At 59.0% G+C, this 14,525-nt stretch carries 15 protein-coding genes and 4 pseudogenes; 14 read left to right on the top strand and 5 right to left on the bottom strand.

All coding sequences use genetic code 11. From position 1 onward, the window contains the following. Window positions 1-10: 10 nt before the first annotated feature. The 7 genes and pseudogenes from AC1D3C_RS04835 (at window position 11) to AC1D3C_RS04805 (ending at window position 5,885) form a co-directional block, all read left to right on the top strand. Window positions 11-2,232 (top strand): annotated as a pseudogene (locus tag AC1D3C_RS04835) (copper-transporting P-type ATPase). Continuing rightward, window positions 2,229-2,414, top strand: coding sequence for a DUF2933 domain-containing protein (locus AC1D3C_RS04830; protein WP_080719367.1), 186 nt, complete (start codon window positions 2,229-2,231; stop codon window positions 2,412-2,414). Before AC1D3C_RS04835 ends, AC1D3C_RS04830 begins: the two are co-directional and overlap by 4 nt. Beyond that, window positions 2,411-2,905 (top strand): SRPBCC family protein, encoded by a 495-nt coding sequence (locus AC1D3C_RS04825; RefSeq protein ID WP_040125239.1) that lies wholly within the window; start codon window positions 2,411-2,413, stop codon window positions 2,903-2,905. Before AC1D3C_RS04830 ends, AC1D3C_RS04825 begins: the two co-directional genes overlap by 4 nt. A 156-nt stretch (window positions 2,906-3,061) precedes the next feature. After that, the gene (locus tag AC1D3C_RS04820) at window positions 3,062-3,328 is read left to right on the top strand and encodes a PepSY domain-containing protein (protein ID WP_040125860.1); all 267 of its coding nucleotides are present in this window, start codon (window positions 3,062-3,064) and stop codon (window positions 3,326-3,328) included. A gap of 3 nt (window positions 3,329-3,331) precedes the next feature. Next, window positions 3,332-3,898: a cytochrome b/b6 domain-containing protein gene (locus tag AC1D3C_RS04815; protein ID WP_040125241.1), complete on the top strand. Its 567-nt coding sequence runs from the start codon at window positions 3,332-3,334 to the stop codon at window positions 3,896-3,898. Next, window positions 3,895-4,572 (top strand): response regulator, encoded by a 678-nt coding sequence (locus AC1D3C_RS04810; protein ID WP_040125243.1) that lies wholly within the window; start codon window positions 3,895-3,897, stop codon window positions 4,570-4,572. The genes AC1D3C_RS04815 and AC1D3C_RS04810 overlap by 4 nt, the downstream gene beginning before the upstream one ends. Then, window positions 4,569-5,885, top strand: a complete 1,317-nt coding sequence (locus tag AC1D3C_RS04805; protein WP_040125245.1) for a sensor histidine kinase — start codon at window positions 4,569-4,571, stop codon at window positions 5,883-5,885. Before AC1D3C_RS04810 ends, AC1D3C_RS04805 begins: the two co-directional genes overlap by 4 nt. 63 nt (window positions 5,886-5,948) lie before the next feature. Here AC1D3C_RS04805 and AC1D3C_RS04800 read toward each other — a convergent pair. Next, window positions 5,949-6,099 (bottom strand): annotated as a pseudogene (locus AC1D3C_RS04800) (IS66 family transposase); the annotation flags it as partial. Window positions 6,100-6,262: 163 nt separating this feature from the next. Between AC1D3C_RS04800 and AC1D3C_RS04795 the strand changes: the two are divergent. Continuing rightward, on the top strand, window positions 6,263-6,928 hold the full coding sequence (locus AC1D3C_RS04795; protein ID WP_040125247.1) for a CBS domain-containing protein: 666 nt from the start codon (window positions 6,263-6,265) through the stop codon (window positions 6,926-6,928). An 804-nt stretch (window positions 6,929-7,732) separates the two neighbouring features. Here the strand turns inward: AC1D3C_RS04795 and AC1D3C_RS04790 are convergent. The 3 genes and pseudogenes from AC1D3C_RS04790 to AC1D3C_RS04780 all read right to left on the bottom strand — a co-directional run. Further along, a pseudogene (locus tag AC1D3C_RS04790) lies at window positions 7,733-7,828 on the bottom strand (transposase); the annotation flags it as partial. A gap of 39 nt (window positions 7,829-7,867) precedes the next feature. Then, window positions 7,868-8,575 (bottom strand): alpha/beta hydrolase, encoded by a 708-nt coding sequence (locus tag AC1D3C_RS04785; RefSeq protein ID WP_157885327.1) that lies wholly within the window; start codon window positions 8,573-8,575, stop codon window positions 7,868-7,870. A 144-nt stretch (window positions 8,576-8,719) separates the two neighbouring features. Continuing rightward, window positions 8,720-8,896: pseudogene (locus tag AC1D3C_RS04780) on the bottom strand (cysteine rich repeat-containing protein); the annotation flags it as partial. Window positions 8,897-9,123: 227 nt separating this feature from the next. Here AC1D3C_RS04780 and AC1D3C_RS04775 point away from each other — a divergent pair. From AC1D3C_RS04775 to AC1D3C_RS04755, 5 genes are all read left to right on the top strand, one after another. Continuing rightward, window positions 9,124-9,507, top strand: coding sequence for a hypothetical protein (locus AC1D3C_RS04775; RefSeq protein WP_477482104.1), 384 nt, complete (start codon window positions 9,124-9,126; stop codon window positions 9,505-9,507). Between the two features lie 63 nt (window positions 9,508-9,570). Further along, complete coding sequence (locus AC1D3C_RS04770; RefSeq protein ID WP_477482103.1) at window positions 9,571-10,113, top strand: RNA polymerase sigma factor; 543 nt, start codon at window positions 9,571-9,573, stop codon at window positions 10,111-10,113. Beyond that, complete coding sequence (locus AC1D3C_RS04765) at window positions 10,110-10,529, top strand: hypothetical protein (RefSeq protein WP_477482102.1); 420 nt, start codon at window positions 10,110-10,112, stop codon at window positions 10,527-10,529. Before AC1D3C_RS04770 ends, AC1D3C_RS04765 begins: the two co-directional genes overlap by 4 nt. A 32-nt stretch (window positions 10,530-10,561) precedes the next feature. Beyond that, window positions 10,562-10,936, top strand: coding sequence for a periplasmic heavy metal sensor (locus AC1D3C_RS04760; RefSeq protein WP_477482101.1), 375 nt, complete (start codon window positions 10,562-10,564; stop codon window positions 10,934-10,936). A gap of 347 nt (window positions 10,937-11,283) precedes the next feature. Beyond that, entirely contained in the window at window positions 11,284-11,880 is a 597-nt protein-coding gene (locus tag AC1D3C_RS04755; RefSeq protein ID WP_477482100.1) for a hypothetical protein, read from the top strand. Between the two features lie 207 nt (window positions 11,881-12,087). On the opposite strand, the gene AC1D3C_RS04750 is transcribed toward AC1D3C_RS04755, so the two are convergent. Further along, the gene (locus AC1D3C_RS04750; protein ID WP_040125260.1) at window positions 12,088-13,413 is read right to left on the bottom strand and encodes an aminotransferase-like domain-containing protein; all 1,326 of its coding nucleotides are present in this window, start codon (window positions 13,411-13,413) and stop codon (window positions 12,088-12,090) included. Window positions 13,414-13,516: 103 nt separating this feature from the next. Between AC1D3C_RS04750 and AC1D3C_RS04745 the strand changes: the two genes are divergently transcribed. Beyond that, window positions 13,517-14,485 (top strand): substrate-binding domain-containing protein, encoded by a 969-nt coding sequence (locus tag AC1D3C_RS04745; RefSeq protein ID WP_477482099.1) that lies wholly within the window; start codon window positions 13,517-13,519, stop codon window positions 14,483-14,485. Window positions 14,486-14,525: the final 40 nt, after the last annotated feature.

Genomic DNA, 14,525 nt, shown 5'->3' with positions numbered 1-14,525 from the left:
AGGGGCTGACATGACTGACGAACATCACGGACACGCTCATCATCGCAATGATCACCACCATCACGATCACAGCAGCAATGCCGTGCCGCCGCAGGAAACAGCGCCCGTCGCCGAAGGGCAAACTGTTTTCTATACCTGCCCGATGCATCCGCAGATCCGGCAGATAGCCCCTGGCAACTGCCCGATTTGCGGAATGACGCTGGAGCCCGAAACTCCCGTGATCGCAGAAGGGCCAAGCGCAGAGCTGGTCGATATGACCCGCCGCTTCTGGATCGGCCTCGTGCTGTCCCTTCCCGTCCTGGCGCTGGAGATGGGCGGGCACCTGACGAACCTGCATATGATGATCGGACCGCAGGCTTCGAACTGGATCCAGATGGCGCTGGCGACTCCCGTGGTCCTTTGGGCGGGCTGGCCGTTCTTCGAACGTGGTTGGCGATCACTGGTTACCCGCAGTCTCAACATGTTCACGCTGATTGCGATGGGCACCGGTGTCGCCTGGATCTACAGCGTGGTTGCCACCGTCGTGCCTGGCACCTTCCCGGAAACGCTGCGATCCGGCGAAGGCGCGGTCGCGGTCTATTTCGAAGCGGCAGCCGTGATCATCGTCCTCGTTCTTCTTGGCCAGGTCCTGGAACTCCGGGCACGCGAGCAGACGGGCGGCGCGATAAGAGCCTTGCTCGACCTTGCACCAAAGATCGCGCGCCGTGTGAAGGCCGATGGTACCGACGAGGACATCGGTCTTGATGCCGTCGCCGTCGGAGACCGGCTGCGTGTTCGTCCCGGCGAGAAAGTCCCGGTCGACGGGACACTCCTTGAAGGGCGCAGTTCGATTGACGAGTCGATGATCACCGGCGAATCCATGCCCGTGACGAAAGACGTCGGTTCGAAGCTGATCGGCGGCACGATGAACAAGACCGGCGGCTTTGTCATGGAAGCCGGCAAGGTCGGCAAAGATACCATGCTCTCGCAGATCGTGAAAATGGTCGCTGAAGCCCAGCGTTCCCGCGCTCCGATTCAGCGCCTGGCCGACCAGGTCTCCGGTGGTTTGTACCGGTGGTCATCGCCGTGGCCATTGTTGCGTTCTTCGTCTGGCTGCTCATCGGACCTGTACCACGCTTCGCGCATGGGCTAGTCGCCGCCGTCGCCGTTCTCATTATTGCCTGCCCCTGCGCCCTCGGCCTTGCAACGCCAATGTCCATCATGGTCGGCGTGGGCCGTGGTGCAAGACTTGGCGTCCTGATCAAGAACGCGGAGGCCCTGGAACGCTTCGAAAGGGTCGACACCCTCGTTGTCGACAAAACGGGCACCCTTACCGAAGGGCGGCCGAAGGTCACCGCGATTTTACCGATGGAAGGCCTTTCGGAGACCGAACTGCTGCAGGCCGCGGCGACACTTGAACGTTCGAGCGAGCACCCGCTCGCTCTCGCTATCGTCAACGCCGCCACCGAACGCAACCTCCAGGTCGGCGACGCCCGGGACTTCGACAGCCCCGTCGGCAAGGGCGTGACCGGAATGGTCGACGGCAGGAAGCTCATCCTGGGAAGCCATCGGATCATGGAGGAAAGCGGGATCGACGTATCTGCGATGACGGTCAAAGCCGAGGAGCTCAGAAACGAAGGGGCGACGGTCATCTTCATGGCTTCGGATGGGCAGGTCGCCGGGTTGTTCGCCATTGCAGACCCGGTCAAGGCGACGACGCCGCCGGCTGTGAAGGCGCTCGTTTCCGAAGGCATCAGGGTCGTGATGCTGACGGGCGACAACAAAACCACTGCGCATGCCGTCGCGCGGCGGCTCGGTATTTCGGAGGTCGAAGCCGAGGTGCTTCCGGAGGACAAGAGCAAGATCGTGTCAAGGCTTCGCAGCGAAGGCAAGATCGTCGCCATGGCTGGCGACGGCGTCAACGATGCCCCTGCGCTTGCGGCCGCCGACGTCGGCATCGCAATGGGCACCGGCACGGATGTCGCCATCGAAAGCGCCGGCGTCACCCTATTGAAGGGCGACCTTCAGGGCATCGTACGAGCTCGGCAGCTCAGCCGGGCGACGATGGCCAACATCCGGCAAAACCTGTTCTTCGCATTCATCTACAATGCCGCAGGCATCCCGGTTGCCGCCGGTTTGCTGTACCCGACCTTCGGCATCCTGCTTTCCCCGATCATCGCCGCAGCCGCGATGGCTCTGTCATCCGTAAGCGTGATCGGCAATTCCCTCAGACTGAGGAGCATCAACCTATGAGCACGTCCCGCACGTGGCTCCTGGTCGGAGCGTCACTAGCCGTCATCGTCATTTTCTTCGTGCTTCGGGAGCATTGGGCCCACGCGCTCGGGCTCGCTCCATATCTGCTGCTTCTCGCTTGCCCGCTCCTGCACCTGTTCCATGGGCACGGTGGGCATGATCATGGAGATCACCCGCAATGATCTACCGCCGCTCAGCTTCGAGTACCGTTGAAATTCCAGCGCCAGCACAGCAAGTATTTGCGTTCCTGGACGATCCGAGGGCGCTCGGAAGCCACATGGATAAGCGGTCGATCATGATGCTGGGCTCGGTGATGACATATGAACTCGACGATGCGGAGGGACGGCAGGTCGGCTCCGTCATCAAAATGAGTGGCTCGATCCTGGGGATCGGGCTAAGTCTCGAAGAGGTGGTAACCGAGCGATCGCCACCTCTTCTCAAGACATGGGAAACGCTTGGCGCGACGCGTCTGCTGGTCATCGGTCAATACAGGATGGGCTTCAGGATCGAACCCTTTCCTAGAGGAAGCAGGGTGACCGTGAAGATCGAATACAACTTTCCCGACGGTTTTGTCGGCAAATTACTAGGCAGGATGCTCGGTGACCTCTATGCGAACTGGTGCGTGCGCCAAATGACAGACGGCGCCCCTCGCCGCATGGCAGCGCCCGATTGATAGGCCTTCTCACCCGGCCTGGATGCATACGGTACATATTGACGACTGAATGAGGCGCTGGGAGCGCGTTTCGTTTCCCCTGACAGCAAACGGACAGCTAGGGGATTTTATTGCTCGGTTCGTCGCCCGGTTGGGCTTAGAGCAAAGGACCAAATGATTATGCTGAAACTGATTACCGCAGTCGCAATTGCCGCTTCCGTACCGGCGCTGGCGCTCGCCAGCCCGAGTTGCACCAAAGAGCCGAAGTCGAAGTGGATGTCGGAGGACGCCATGAAGGCGAAGATCGATACCCTTGGCTATAAGGTCAAGACTTTCGAAATCACCGGCAACTGCTACGAAATCTACGGCAAGGATAAGGACGGCAAGCGAGCCGAGGTCTATTTCAATCCGGTATCCGGTGACATCGTCCAGAAGGGCGATTAAACGATGACGGCGATCTCACCGAGGAAGGAGGGCTTATCGCCCTCCGACGCCGCGCCAAGGAGCGTCAAAGTCTGGGACCCCATCGTCCGAATTTTTCATTGGACCATTGTCGCAGCTTGCGCGCTCAACTTCTTTATCCTGGAGGAAGGGAAATACTGGCATCGCGTCACGGGATACGTGGTCGCAGGGGCGATCATAATTCGACTTTTTTGGGGCTTCGTTGGTACAAAGCATGCGCGATTCGACGATTTCTTCCCGACGCCGCGGAGGCTGAAGGAGCAAATTGGCGGCATCATCGAGAGCCAGGAAAAGCGATACCTTGGACACAATCCGCTCGCTTCGATCATGATATTCTTGCTCATCGCTCTTCTTGCGGCAACGGCCGTGACCGGATGGATGACGACATTGGATGCCTTTTGGGGCGAAAAATGGCTTGAGCGATTGCACGGAACGATTGCCAACAGCATTATGATCCTCGTCTTCATCCATGCTGGCGCTGCTATCGTGGAAAGCTGGAGATATCGAGAGAATCTCGTCTGGTCGATGATTACAGGTCGAAAGAAGGCATGAGAATTCTGCTCATCGAGGACAGCGCCCGGCTTCGTGGGCTTGTTTGCGAGGCCATCCGGAATGAGGGCTGGAAGATAGACGCGTTCGCGACTGCACAGGATGGACGTATAGCCCTTCGAGAGGGGGAGTACGACCTGCTTCTCCTAGACCTTGGTCTTCCTGAGGAGGATGGCATCGACGTCCTCAAATCGCTCCGGGAGGCTGGCAGTCAGACGCCAGTGCTCGTTCTGACTGCAAGAGCTGCGATCGACGAGCGGATAGCCGGACTTGATGCGGGCGCTGACGACTATCTGGCCAAGCCGTTCCACAATGGCGAACTGACGGCCCGGATACGCGCACTTATCCGGCGATCACCCGTCACCTCTATGCCCGTGCTGGAATACGCCGCGCTGAAACTCGATGTAGCGTCGCGTCAGGTGATCTGCGCGGGCAATGAAGTCGCTCTCGCCCCGTCAGAAAAGGGCTTGCTCGAACTGCTGATGCGCAACGGTGGAAAGGTTGTCCCCAAAGCAAAGATCGAGCATGCGTTCTCCGAGTTTGGCGACGAGAGAAGCAGTAATGCCGTTGAGTTGGCGATATCCCGTCTTCGGAAGAAACTCGAGAGCCACAATACCCACTCGTCAATCGAGACGATCAGAGGTGTGGGCTATATGATGCGCGAGGTGCATGATTGAGCCAGTCGCAACCGACGCTCGGAGCGATTCTCGCTCGCCGAATCACTTTCTTCGCGATCTTCGCCATGCTCCTGCAACTCGCCCTCGTCTTTTCGGATTACTACTGGGATGTTGGTGAGCTGTCGCGATTGTTCGTTGAGCAGGAAACAGAACGATTGGCGGCCGGGATCGCAGTGGAAGGTGCTAGCGTGCATTACCGCCTTCCCGACACTGTACAGCAGCGTTACCGAAAAGATGACACAGGTTACGTTGCCCGCATTCGTGCGGCGAACGGTACGCTGGTGTTCCAATCATGCGACGCTGCCTGTGAGGATCGCTTCCTTCCTAAGGATGTGAACCCGCCAGACTTCTGGTTGAGGTCTTTGGCACCGGGAAAGCCTTTGTCGCTCGTCGGCGGTCAAGCATTCGCTATTGGCACCCAGCGTTTCCTCGTCGATATTGCGACGATCGGTGATCCCTCTGACGTCATGTCCGACGTCCTCTGGAATGAGATAATCGGACACCTGATCGTACCCATGAGCATCCTCCTGGTTCTCGTACTTGGTGGAACCTTGCTATCCGTCCGCCAGGCACTGCGGCCAGTCCGAGCTGCCGCCGACGCTGCTGACCAGGTTGATCCAATGGATTCGCGCTCGCATTTGGACTTCGATCAAATGCCGCGGGAGGTCGCCCATCTTGCGGCCGCCGTCAATCGCGCCTTCGAGCGCGTCGGCGCTTTGATGAGGTCGCAGAAGGTCCTGACATCCGGGATCGCCCACGAAATCCGAACACCACTTGCAGCGTTGAAGCTGGAACTCGCCCAGATCGATCATCCCCGCGCGAGGAGGGCCGAAGCCGACCTTGAGGACCTGGTGAACTTCGTCGCTCAGATCACCGCGCTCGCTCGGCTTGAAAGCGTCGATCACGGCATGTTCGAGGAGATCGACCTCGTGGAGCTATCGTCGTCCGTGGTAGCGCAGCTCGCCCCTTGGGTCTACGAAAACAATCATTCGCTAGAGTTCTTCAGCCAAGTGGAAAGCAGCATGCTCAGGGGCGCGCCTTCGCTTCTAAGAGACGCGCTTCGGAATTTGATCGAGAACGCAGTCAGGCACACAGTTGATCGCACAGCAGTCATCGTCCGTGTGGGCAACGGCATCATTGCGGTCGAAGATCAGTCCCCCGAAATCCTGCTGCGTAACGAAACGGTATCGGGGTCTAGTGATAGCCTTGGTATCGGACTGAAGATTGTCGAACGCATAGTAGAAATACATCAGGCGACATTCTCTAAATCACGGTCGAATTCCGGACACATCTTCGAGTTGGACTTCCGATGAAATAGTGAGCTTCGCGGGCCTGGCATTTAATGTGAGGGCCTGGCTGCCGGATGCCGAGCTAATCCATGGAAGTAACTCGTCGATCCGGCCCTGCTCCTGACCGTTGACGATGGCCGTGAGCGTGTTGATCTGGTCGGCAACCAGATCGACTGAATAAAGCTGCAAGTCTCAATCGCGAAGCGATAGTTGCCCAATTCTCCGCTCCACCGTGGTGAGCTCTCACATGCCCCCGCTCTACAGATAAACAACAGCCCAAAGCCGCCGCTCGCCGGGTGTTTCAGAATTCCCATCCTGAGGATCATTTAGGTTGAGTTGAATCAAGGCATCGGCGGCCCACCCTGCGAGACTGGGTCAAGTTCCGAAAAAGGGAAAGCATAATGCTTGTGCAGGATTTCATGACGCTGACACCGATCCGCGTGTCGCCGGACACGAGTATCAACCACGCCATTCAGTTGATGCTCGACCACCACGTCAGCGGGCTTCCGGTGGTCGGCGATGACGATCGTGTTGTCGGCATGCTCACCGAAGGCGACCTATTGAGCCGGAGTGCGTTTAATGTCGGCTCGGAGCCTCTCCCGGAAGGTTCTGACGGTGCCTTCTTTGAAAATTATGTTCGGACACATGGAACGACCGTAGGCGATTGCATGACAAGAGAGCTCATTTGCATATCGCCAGAACAACCGCTTGCCGACGCCGCTGTTCTCGCGCGAAGCCACAACATCAAACGTTTGCCGGTGATTCAATCGGGCAAGCTCGTCGGGATCATCAGCCGGCGCGATATCCTGCGAGCGATAAAAACGGACCGCGATGTCGTGGCGAAAGGGGATGATGCGCTGCGCCTGGCTGTTGCGACCCGACTGCGAGCAGGACTTGGCCTTGAAGCTGGTCGGCTTAAAATGGACGTCAAAGATTCGATTGTCGAAATTCTCGCTCCTGTTCCGTCTGCTGCGCAAAAGCGTGCGATACGGGTGGTGGCCGAGAGTGTGGCCGGTATCGCCGGGGTGAGTTTCCGGGATCATGAGAATGCAACCTCAAGCGTATGACACTGGACATCGATTTGGGCCGGGCGGAGGCATTACTGTGCGTATTGACGCTCATCACCTGCAAATCCAAACGGTTCGCTTTCACCGACCTGCGCGACACCGGTACCGATCTGGAGATCAGGTCCTCGCAGTTGCGAGCCTACCAGCAGGGGTGTTTATCGATATCGATGAATTTGGAATGCGCTACGCCCTCGACGCCAGTGCGATCCGGGACCTGAGAATCCTGTTCGGGTCTCGTGCAACCAAGCAGGAACTGCTCGCCAATGCTCGTCGTCCGAGCCGCATCAGGTAAATCGCCGCTGAACATGCTCCCTCGGAGGCACTCCGATGAGACCGGGGAAATCAGACGGACGAGAATTCCGGCAACCGAGCGAGTATCATCATCTTAAAAGACATCGACGCGGGCGCGCGGCTCAGCACGTCTCGCCTGGATCCGAGAAACGAGGTCGGCAATGCGGCGTAGTCGATTTGATCGGTTCCTCTTTGATCTAGAGAGAATGTCGTTCCGTTGGCTTGGCCCTATCCTGTCGGTCGCCTGCATACTCGTCGCTGTCGCCGGCGAGCTGTGCAAGCATTCCCGGTACCGAAATCGGTAATCGTGTCCTGGTCACTATCGATGCTGAAGATGAAGGTGTCGGCGCCCGCTCCCCCGTGAGGGCGTCGTTTCCGGATCCTCCTGACAGGAATTCTCCCTCATGGATTCCCTCGGGACGTTGGACGGGAGGGTCAGCAAGTGGTTGGCCACTTGCAAGCGCATATTCGTCGGGCTCGTCTGATAAGCATGCGGATGTGAGCGATGGTTATTCAGGCTTCTGCTGAAGCGATGGATTTCTCGAAATCCTTGGCCAGCCTGCGGCATCGGCCCAGCCACGCAAACGTCCGTTCGACGACCCAGCGGCGCTCGCGACCTTGCGGGCCCTCCGCGACGACGGTGACTGCCTATTGGACCAACCCCTGGATGAACCGATCGACTGTCTGGGTGTAGCTCCCTGGTTTGCCGAGATCCTCGTTAATCGCGGAATGGCTTTTGGCCACCGGCAAAACTCCGGTGCGAACTCCGACCGTTCCGGCCCTGGCTTCAAAGCCTTCTGCCTGAGCACAGGATGTGCGACGTGTTGACGAACATACAAGCAGCATCGGTCGCGCTGCGGGCCGGAGTTGGGCGCTCGGGGATGCGCGCAGCCAGAAAGCCGGATCGTTGCCGAATGCCCTGTCGTACAGCCGCGGATGCGAACCCTTCATGATTCCCGTCACGTCGTAGGCCGCGCTGTCTAACGCGACCGTACCGCGCCATAGTTGCGCACCGACACGCGTTGCCATATTGGGATCGGCGGAAAGCAACATCACCAGATGCGCGCCGGCCGAATGCCCCATCAGAACGAAGCGGCGGGGATCGCCGCCGAGGCTCCGCACCTTTTCCTGGGCCGTGGCAAGAGCCTTGACCACATCCTGAGCCTGCACGAGCGGATCAGCTTCCGGCAGCAGGCGGTTGTCGACCGAGACGAAGATGAAGCCTTTCGGAAGCCAGTAGGCGACTTTGTTGTCGACAACGCGGGAAGCCGATTTGGAACCGATGGCCCATGCTCCGCCGTGCACCATGAATATGACGGGAGCGTTTGCGGCACCGTCCGGCACGTAGATGTCCATCCGCTGCTTCGAATGACTTCCATAGGCGATATCACGGTAGACCCTGGTTTGCGCAGGAAGCGCGGCTTGCGCACCCGCAGGCTGCCCTGAATCCTGCGCTGCTACGGCGATGGCCGACCGGCAGCCGTCAGATAATTGCGTCACGTTTTGGCGAAGGCATTGGGCGATGGCGCCTCCGCCGGGCCTGGCCCCAGGGCACACTCTCGCAACGTCTGCGCGGCAGGCCTGCACCAGTGCCCGGCGTTCTCCCCTACCCAGTTCCTGAGATTGCGCTTCAGGACCAGCAAAGCCGAAAAGGGCTCCAACAGAAAAAACAATCATAGCCCATGTTAAATTTCGCATACCCGGCTCCGCCGACAATGACCTTTCCGATTTATACGTATGGCAAGCTGCCCTCCTACGCGGTGACGAAGAAAAGCCACGGAGCGAGCCATCAATCAGTGCTCAGCGTAGGAGCGTGCCGCTTCGTTCGTATGAGCAGCATAGCTGGGCGTATAGCAACGATATGCTTCGCTCGGCTACCCTGATGAAACCAAGGACGATTCAAGATGAAATATGTATCACGACTTGCAATCATGCTGATTGTCACAGCCCCACTGCTGGCGATCGCTGGTCCTGGCAATGCCGAGGAATGGACACGCTCGACGGCCCACGGCGGGCAAATCACCCGCACCGTCAGCGGTGAGGACGGCCGATATTCGGGAACTACAACCCGCACGGGCGCCAATGGCGCGACATACACATCGAGCGGCCAATGTGCTTCAGGCATCGTCGACCGCTGCGCCCGGAGCTACTCGGCAACCGGACCGAAAGGAACCACCGTGACGGGCAAGCGGGCGACCGCGGTCGGACCCTGGCGTGTCCGTACGGCAAGCAGCATCACCGGCCCGGAGGGTAGTCGGCTTCTGACGCTACGCCGTACCGTACGCTAATCAAACTTGGAGGGCGCTAAGCGAACAGGCGACAAAGCCGCCGCCGATATCGATCGATCGCTCATGCTGGCGATCGCGGCGGGGCGTCAGCACGCGCTTGCACAACTCGTCGAGCGCCACGGCAAGGGCCTGACGGCCTTTGCCCGGCGTTACCTGGGCAGCTCGCGTGAGGATGCCGAGGATGTCGTCCAGGAAGTATTCTGGACCGTATGGCGCAAGGCGGCCCATTTCGATCCGGACAGGGCACAGGTCACGACATGGCTGTACAGGATCGCCGCGAACCGCTGTATCGATGTTGGACGACGAAACGCGCTGCTGCGCTTCGTCGGACTGGATGCGATGCCCGCCGACCCGAGCTTAGACGAGCCCGACGCCGAGGTGAGAGTCTCCGGACGGTCGGAGCTGAGCCTGGCCCGCAAGGGCATACTCGACTTGCCGCGGCACCAGCGCATGGCGCTGCTCCTTCGCGCGGTCGCCGATCTCGACGTTGCGGAAATCGCACAGGTGATGGGAACGACCGGCGGCTCGGTCGAACAGCTTCTGGTCCGCGCGCGACGCGCGTTGCGGGAGCATATGGCAAAGGCAGGCAGCGGAGTAAGGCTATGACAATGACTGACGAGGAATTCAAGAAACTCAAACGCCGTTTCGGCGACGACGTATCGACCTGGCCGGCGCCATACCGCCGGTTGGCGGAGAACCGCCTGGATGAGAACCCGGTCGACAGTCTGGTCCGCGAAGCTGCCATCGATAAAGTCGATGACAACCTTCTGGCCCGGAAGGTGCTCGACGGGCTCGGCGGGCACCGGAACCCGAGATCGAAATGGCTGTGGTCGGCTTTTGCATCGCCCCGCCTGGCGGCCACTGCTGCGCTCATACTGACAGGAGCGGCGCTGATGGGTGGATACCAGTTCGCCGGGGTAGAGGGACGTTCCGTCGAAGCGTCCTTGTTCGCGGTTGCGGCCGGCGCGCCGACGACATTCCTGTTTGGCGATGAATTCGATCGTCCGGAGAGCAGCCTATGACACGTTCCGGCATGTTACGAACCGCTGTTTTCGTGCTGCTCGCCATGTCGCTTGCCGGCAACTTCTTTACGATCGGCTATCTCGCGCATCGATGGCAATCCGGCCCCAATGTTCTTTCTATGGCTCTCGCAGCGCGCTATTCTCCCGAGGTCCAGCGTGCATTCCGCGAGGTTTTGCGAGAGAATAGGTCGACCGTGCGCACGGCATTGGCTGAACTGAGGACGGCGCGTGACGCCCAGGAGGCTCTTGCCAGGCAGCATCCGGTCGATGAGGTGGCCATGCGCGCCGCGATGGTCCGGGTCCGAACCAAAACCGCGGGACTTCAATCGATATTGCAGGACTATCTCATGATGGCGCTCAGGAACGCAGAACCTCCCGCAAAAGACGACCGAAAAACGACCGGATAAGCACATGGAACGCAAATGACTTCGCGCGGAATCGACGATGTTGGTTTCATCGGAGGGCGGTTGGGCGTCCGGCGGAGATCAAGATTTATCCCGCATTCGGAAATTCCTCACGCGATGGCCACGCGTTTCCCTATCGCGGCGTGGACGTTTGGGGGAATGACATTGTCGGTTTCCTCGACCAAAATTGCGGAACGATGGAGCACGGCTTTGCATCTGGGTCAGCCAGATACCAATAGCGAACTTCCCGCGTTATCGGTCTTTTCGAAGTTGCTGGCGATCTGGCCACATCGTCGGATTTGTCTCCGGTGACCGTATTCCAAGGCTGCCGCACAATAGAAGGAGATGACATGGGGCGCGAGGCAATCACACGTGTGGAGATAGGCGGCGAGGCAGGTGATGTCCTCGCTCTGCTCGAAAGCACAGAACTGATCTTGCGTGGCGACATCCGCCGACGGTTCCCGCGCGACCGGCTTGTGAATGTCCACGTGGATGGGTCGGCGCTTTGCTTCACATGCAATGGCGAATCTGTTTCCCTGCATATGGGCGCCATCGAGGCAGAGAAATGGAGGAACGCGATTGCCACTCCGCCGCCGAGCCTGCGCGCTAAACTGGGGCTGAAAAGGGACGCAAGGGCATTTCTGATCGGCCCTTGCGACGATGGGGCGCTCGCTGACGCCCTGGAAGGCGTGTTGACGGACGATGTCACTAAGGCCGCGATGATAGTCGCTCGCATCGACGGGCCCGATGATCTGGCGGCGGCTCAGGCGGCGCAGGCAAAATGTCCGGACCTTCCGGTCTGGGCGATTTATCCAAAAGGAAAGAATGTCCGCTATGGAGATGGGCCCATAAGGGCCGCGCTGCGCGACGCAGGGTATCGCGACTCCAAGTCCTGTGCTGTGTCTGAGCGGCTGACGGCCACCAGATACAACCCGGAGCGACCTTAGAAAGCTGCGTTACTGCTACCGGCCAGCGAACCATATGAATTGTGGAAGACCTTTTAGGTGCCAAAAGCCACGATATCCGCGCAAAGGCGCATTGGAACGTTGTGACGACCGCGCGTACCTACGTCATCAACAAACACCGCGTTCGGGGCGGCAATGGAACATTGTGACACCGCATGCACCAGAGCTGTCAACGCGCAGCGTGTGCAGCTACATAATGTGGGCGAGTGCAATCGCGTCAGCTACATCCTCGGAGCGCTCATCCAACATCGACGTTGCCACCCGAATGTTATTGCTGTGAGCAATGCAGAATTTGCTTCCCGAGTTGACCGCAATATTCCGGGCAGCGAGCGTAACCATTGCAAAGGGCTCAGAGACCACCGGCACCCACAAAGATAACCCGTCTCCATCTTCGATGGTTAGGCCGCGCACGCGCAGAGCGCTAGCAAGCATATCGCGTCGTTTTTTATAGATAGCCCGGGCAGATGCGATGCCTTCCCAAGTTTCCGGTTGGCGCAACAACCATGCACCGGCGGCTTGAAGAACGCGGCTGGTCCAGGCGGCACTAAAACTACGATAAGACTGGATCTGTTCAACGATTGCCGCTGTGCCTGACAATACGGCCAAACGGAGATCGGGGCCGAGCGTCTTGGAAAACGAGGTAATGTGAATGACCCTATCGGGAAACTGGGTGCCAAGCGAATGACGCTCAACCCCCGAAATATCGGACATGCCATCATCCTCAATTATGAGGGTGTCGCTGTCACGTAGTACTTCAGTCAGTTCGCCCAGACGTTGCGGCGTCACTGTCCGGCCAGTCACTGAATGCAGCCGCGGCTGAAACAGGAAAACGACCGGTTTGTAGCGCATCGCATCCTGGAGCGATGAGGGCAGCGGGCCGTACTCGTCACATTTCACAGGTAGTATACGTGCACCCTGATGCTCAAGAATATCGAGGAGCCGCATCGCCGTCGGTTCTTCGATGGCGACAGGCGCGCCGGGCGTCACCAGCGCATGAATGGCGGTATACACAGCATTATAACCGCCGTTGGTCGCAAGCATCGCTTCCGGGTCATAGGGCCATGTCTTGCGTACTTCGGCCTCCAGTTCCGGCAGAATACGGCTGCGCTCATAGCTGTTGAGGTTCTCTGCGGAAGACCCGTATGCCAGCGCCTTCTCCAAAGGCGGCAGCAGCCTTGGGTCGGGAACGGCCATCGTCAGGTCGAGCACATCTGCACCGTAGTGGCCGGAACTCGCAAGGCGCTCTGGCTTTGCGATGAAGCGGTCACCACTGACCCAGGTGCCGTTTCGGCCCCTTCCTGAAATGATCTTTTGCCGTCTGAGTTCGCTCCAGGCTTCCGAAATCGTCGCCGGGCTGACACCGAGCGAAAAAGCGAGATCACGGATCGGAGGCAGCTTGGCGCCTACGGGAAGCGCCCCTGCCCTGATCAAGGCACTGGTTTCCAACGCGATTCCGCGAATTGTTCGATCGCTTAATTTTTCGGCAAACCAGATCGAATCGTAGGTGTCGCTCATTTGCTCACCAAATTAAATGTTCAATAACGTAATAACATTTGATCATTACGATGTGAACATTTTAATCTCCCTTCATAAGCACTTTCTGACATGAGTATGTAGAATGACACTGGGCCTTCGAATTGCACTGCGTGACTGGGACTACATGACCCCGCTGATCCTCGGCGATGTCGCTTCCGACAAGCTCGACTTACGGGTGGACCGGATCGGAACGCTTGTGTCCCATCTCGGCAAGAGCCCCGACCACGAGGCTGCCGAGATTTCGTTCAGCCGCTATACCCAGCTTCGCCACGACGGCGATGACAGCGTCGTTGGCATTCCCAACTTCATCATGCGCGGCTTCCGCCATCGCTGCATCATGACCACTCGCGACAGCGATCTAACAACGCTCGGCCAGCTGGCCGGCAAACGCATCGGCGTCACCGGATGGCGCGACAGCGGCAACACGTGGACGCGTGCGGCTATCCGCCGCCAAGGCGTCGAGGTCAAGGATGCGACGTGGTATGCTGGCCGCCTGACAGGGGCCCACCCAGTCACCGATCGCCTCGACGGCTTTGGCCAGCCCGGCCTGATTGAAGCCTGCCCCGGCGAACGCCCGATGGTAGACCTTTTGCGCGAAGGTGGGCTGGATGCGATCTTTACGCCCTTCATGCCCGATGGCTATTTCGAGCCTGGCTCACCGTTCCGTCAGGTGCTGGCCGATTTCCGCGCAGAAGAGCGCCGGTATTTCGACGATGTGGGATACGTTCCGGGCATGCACCTGATCGGCATCAAGGCTGACATCGTTGCCGAGAACCCGTGGGTAATTGCCGAAGTCAGCAGACTGATCGACGAGTCGCAGCGCATGTGGACCATCAAGCGTCGCAAATATGCCGAAACCACGCCATGGATGTTCGACGAGGTCCTGAAAACCTCGCGCGAACTGCCCAAAGGCTGGGATGCCAGCGGATTTGCCGCCAACCGCAAGATGATCGACGATTTTGCCGGTGAATTGCACGCGCAGGGCATCATGAAGCGCCACATGACGCCGGAAGAGCTTTTCGCATTCGATACGGATGGCAGCCGGATCTGACCGGCAGTCGTAACCTTAATCTCTCAAGAAACGTCGCTTT

The organism is Neorhizobium sp. P1_A6 (assembly GCF_056406795.1).
This window is presented reverse-complemented; position numbering and strand designations above follow the sequence as displayed.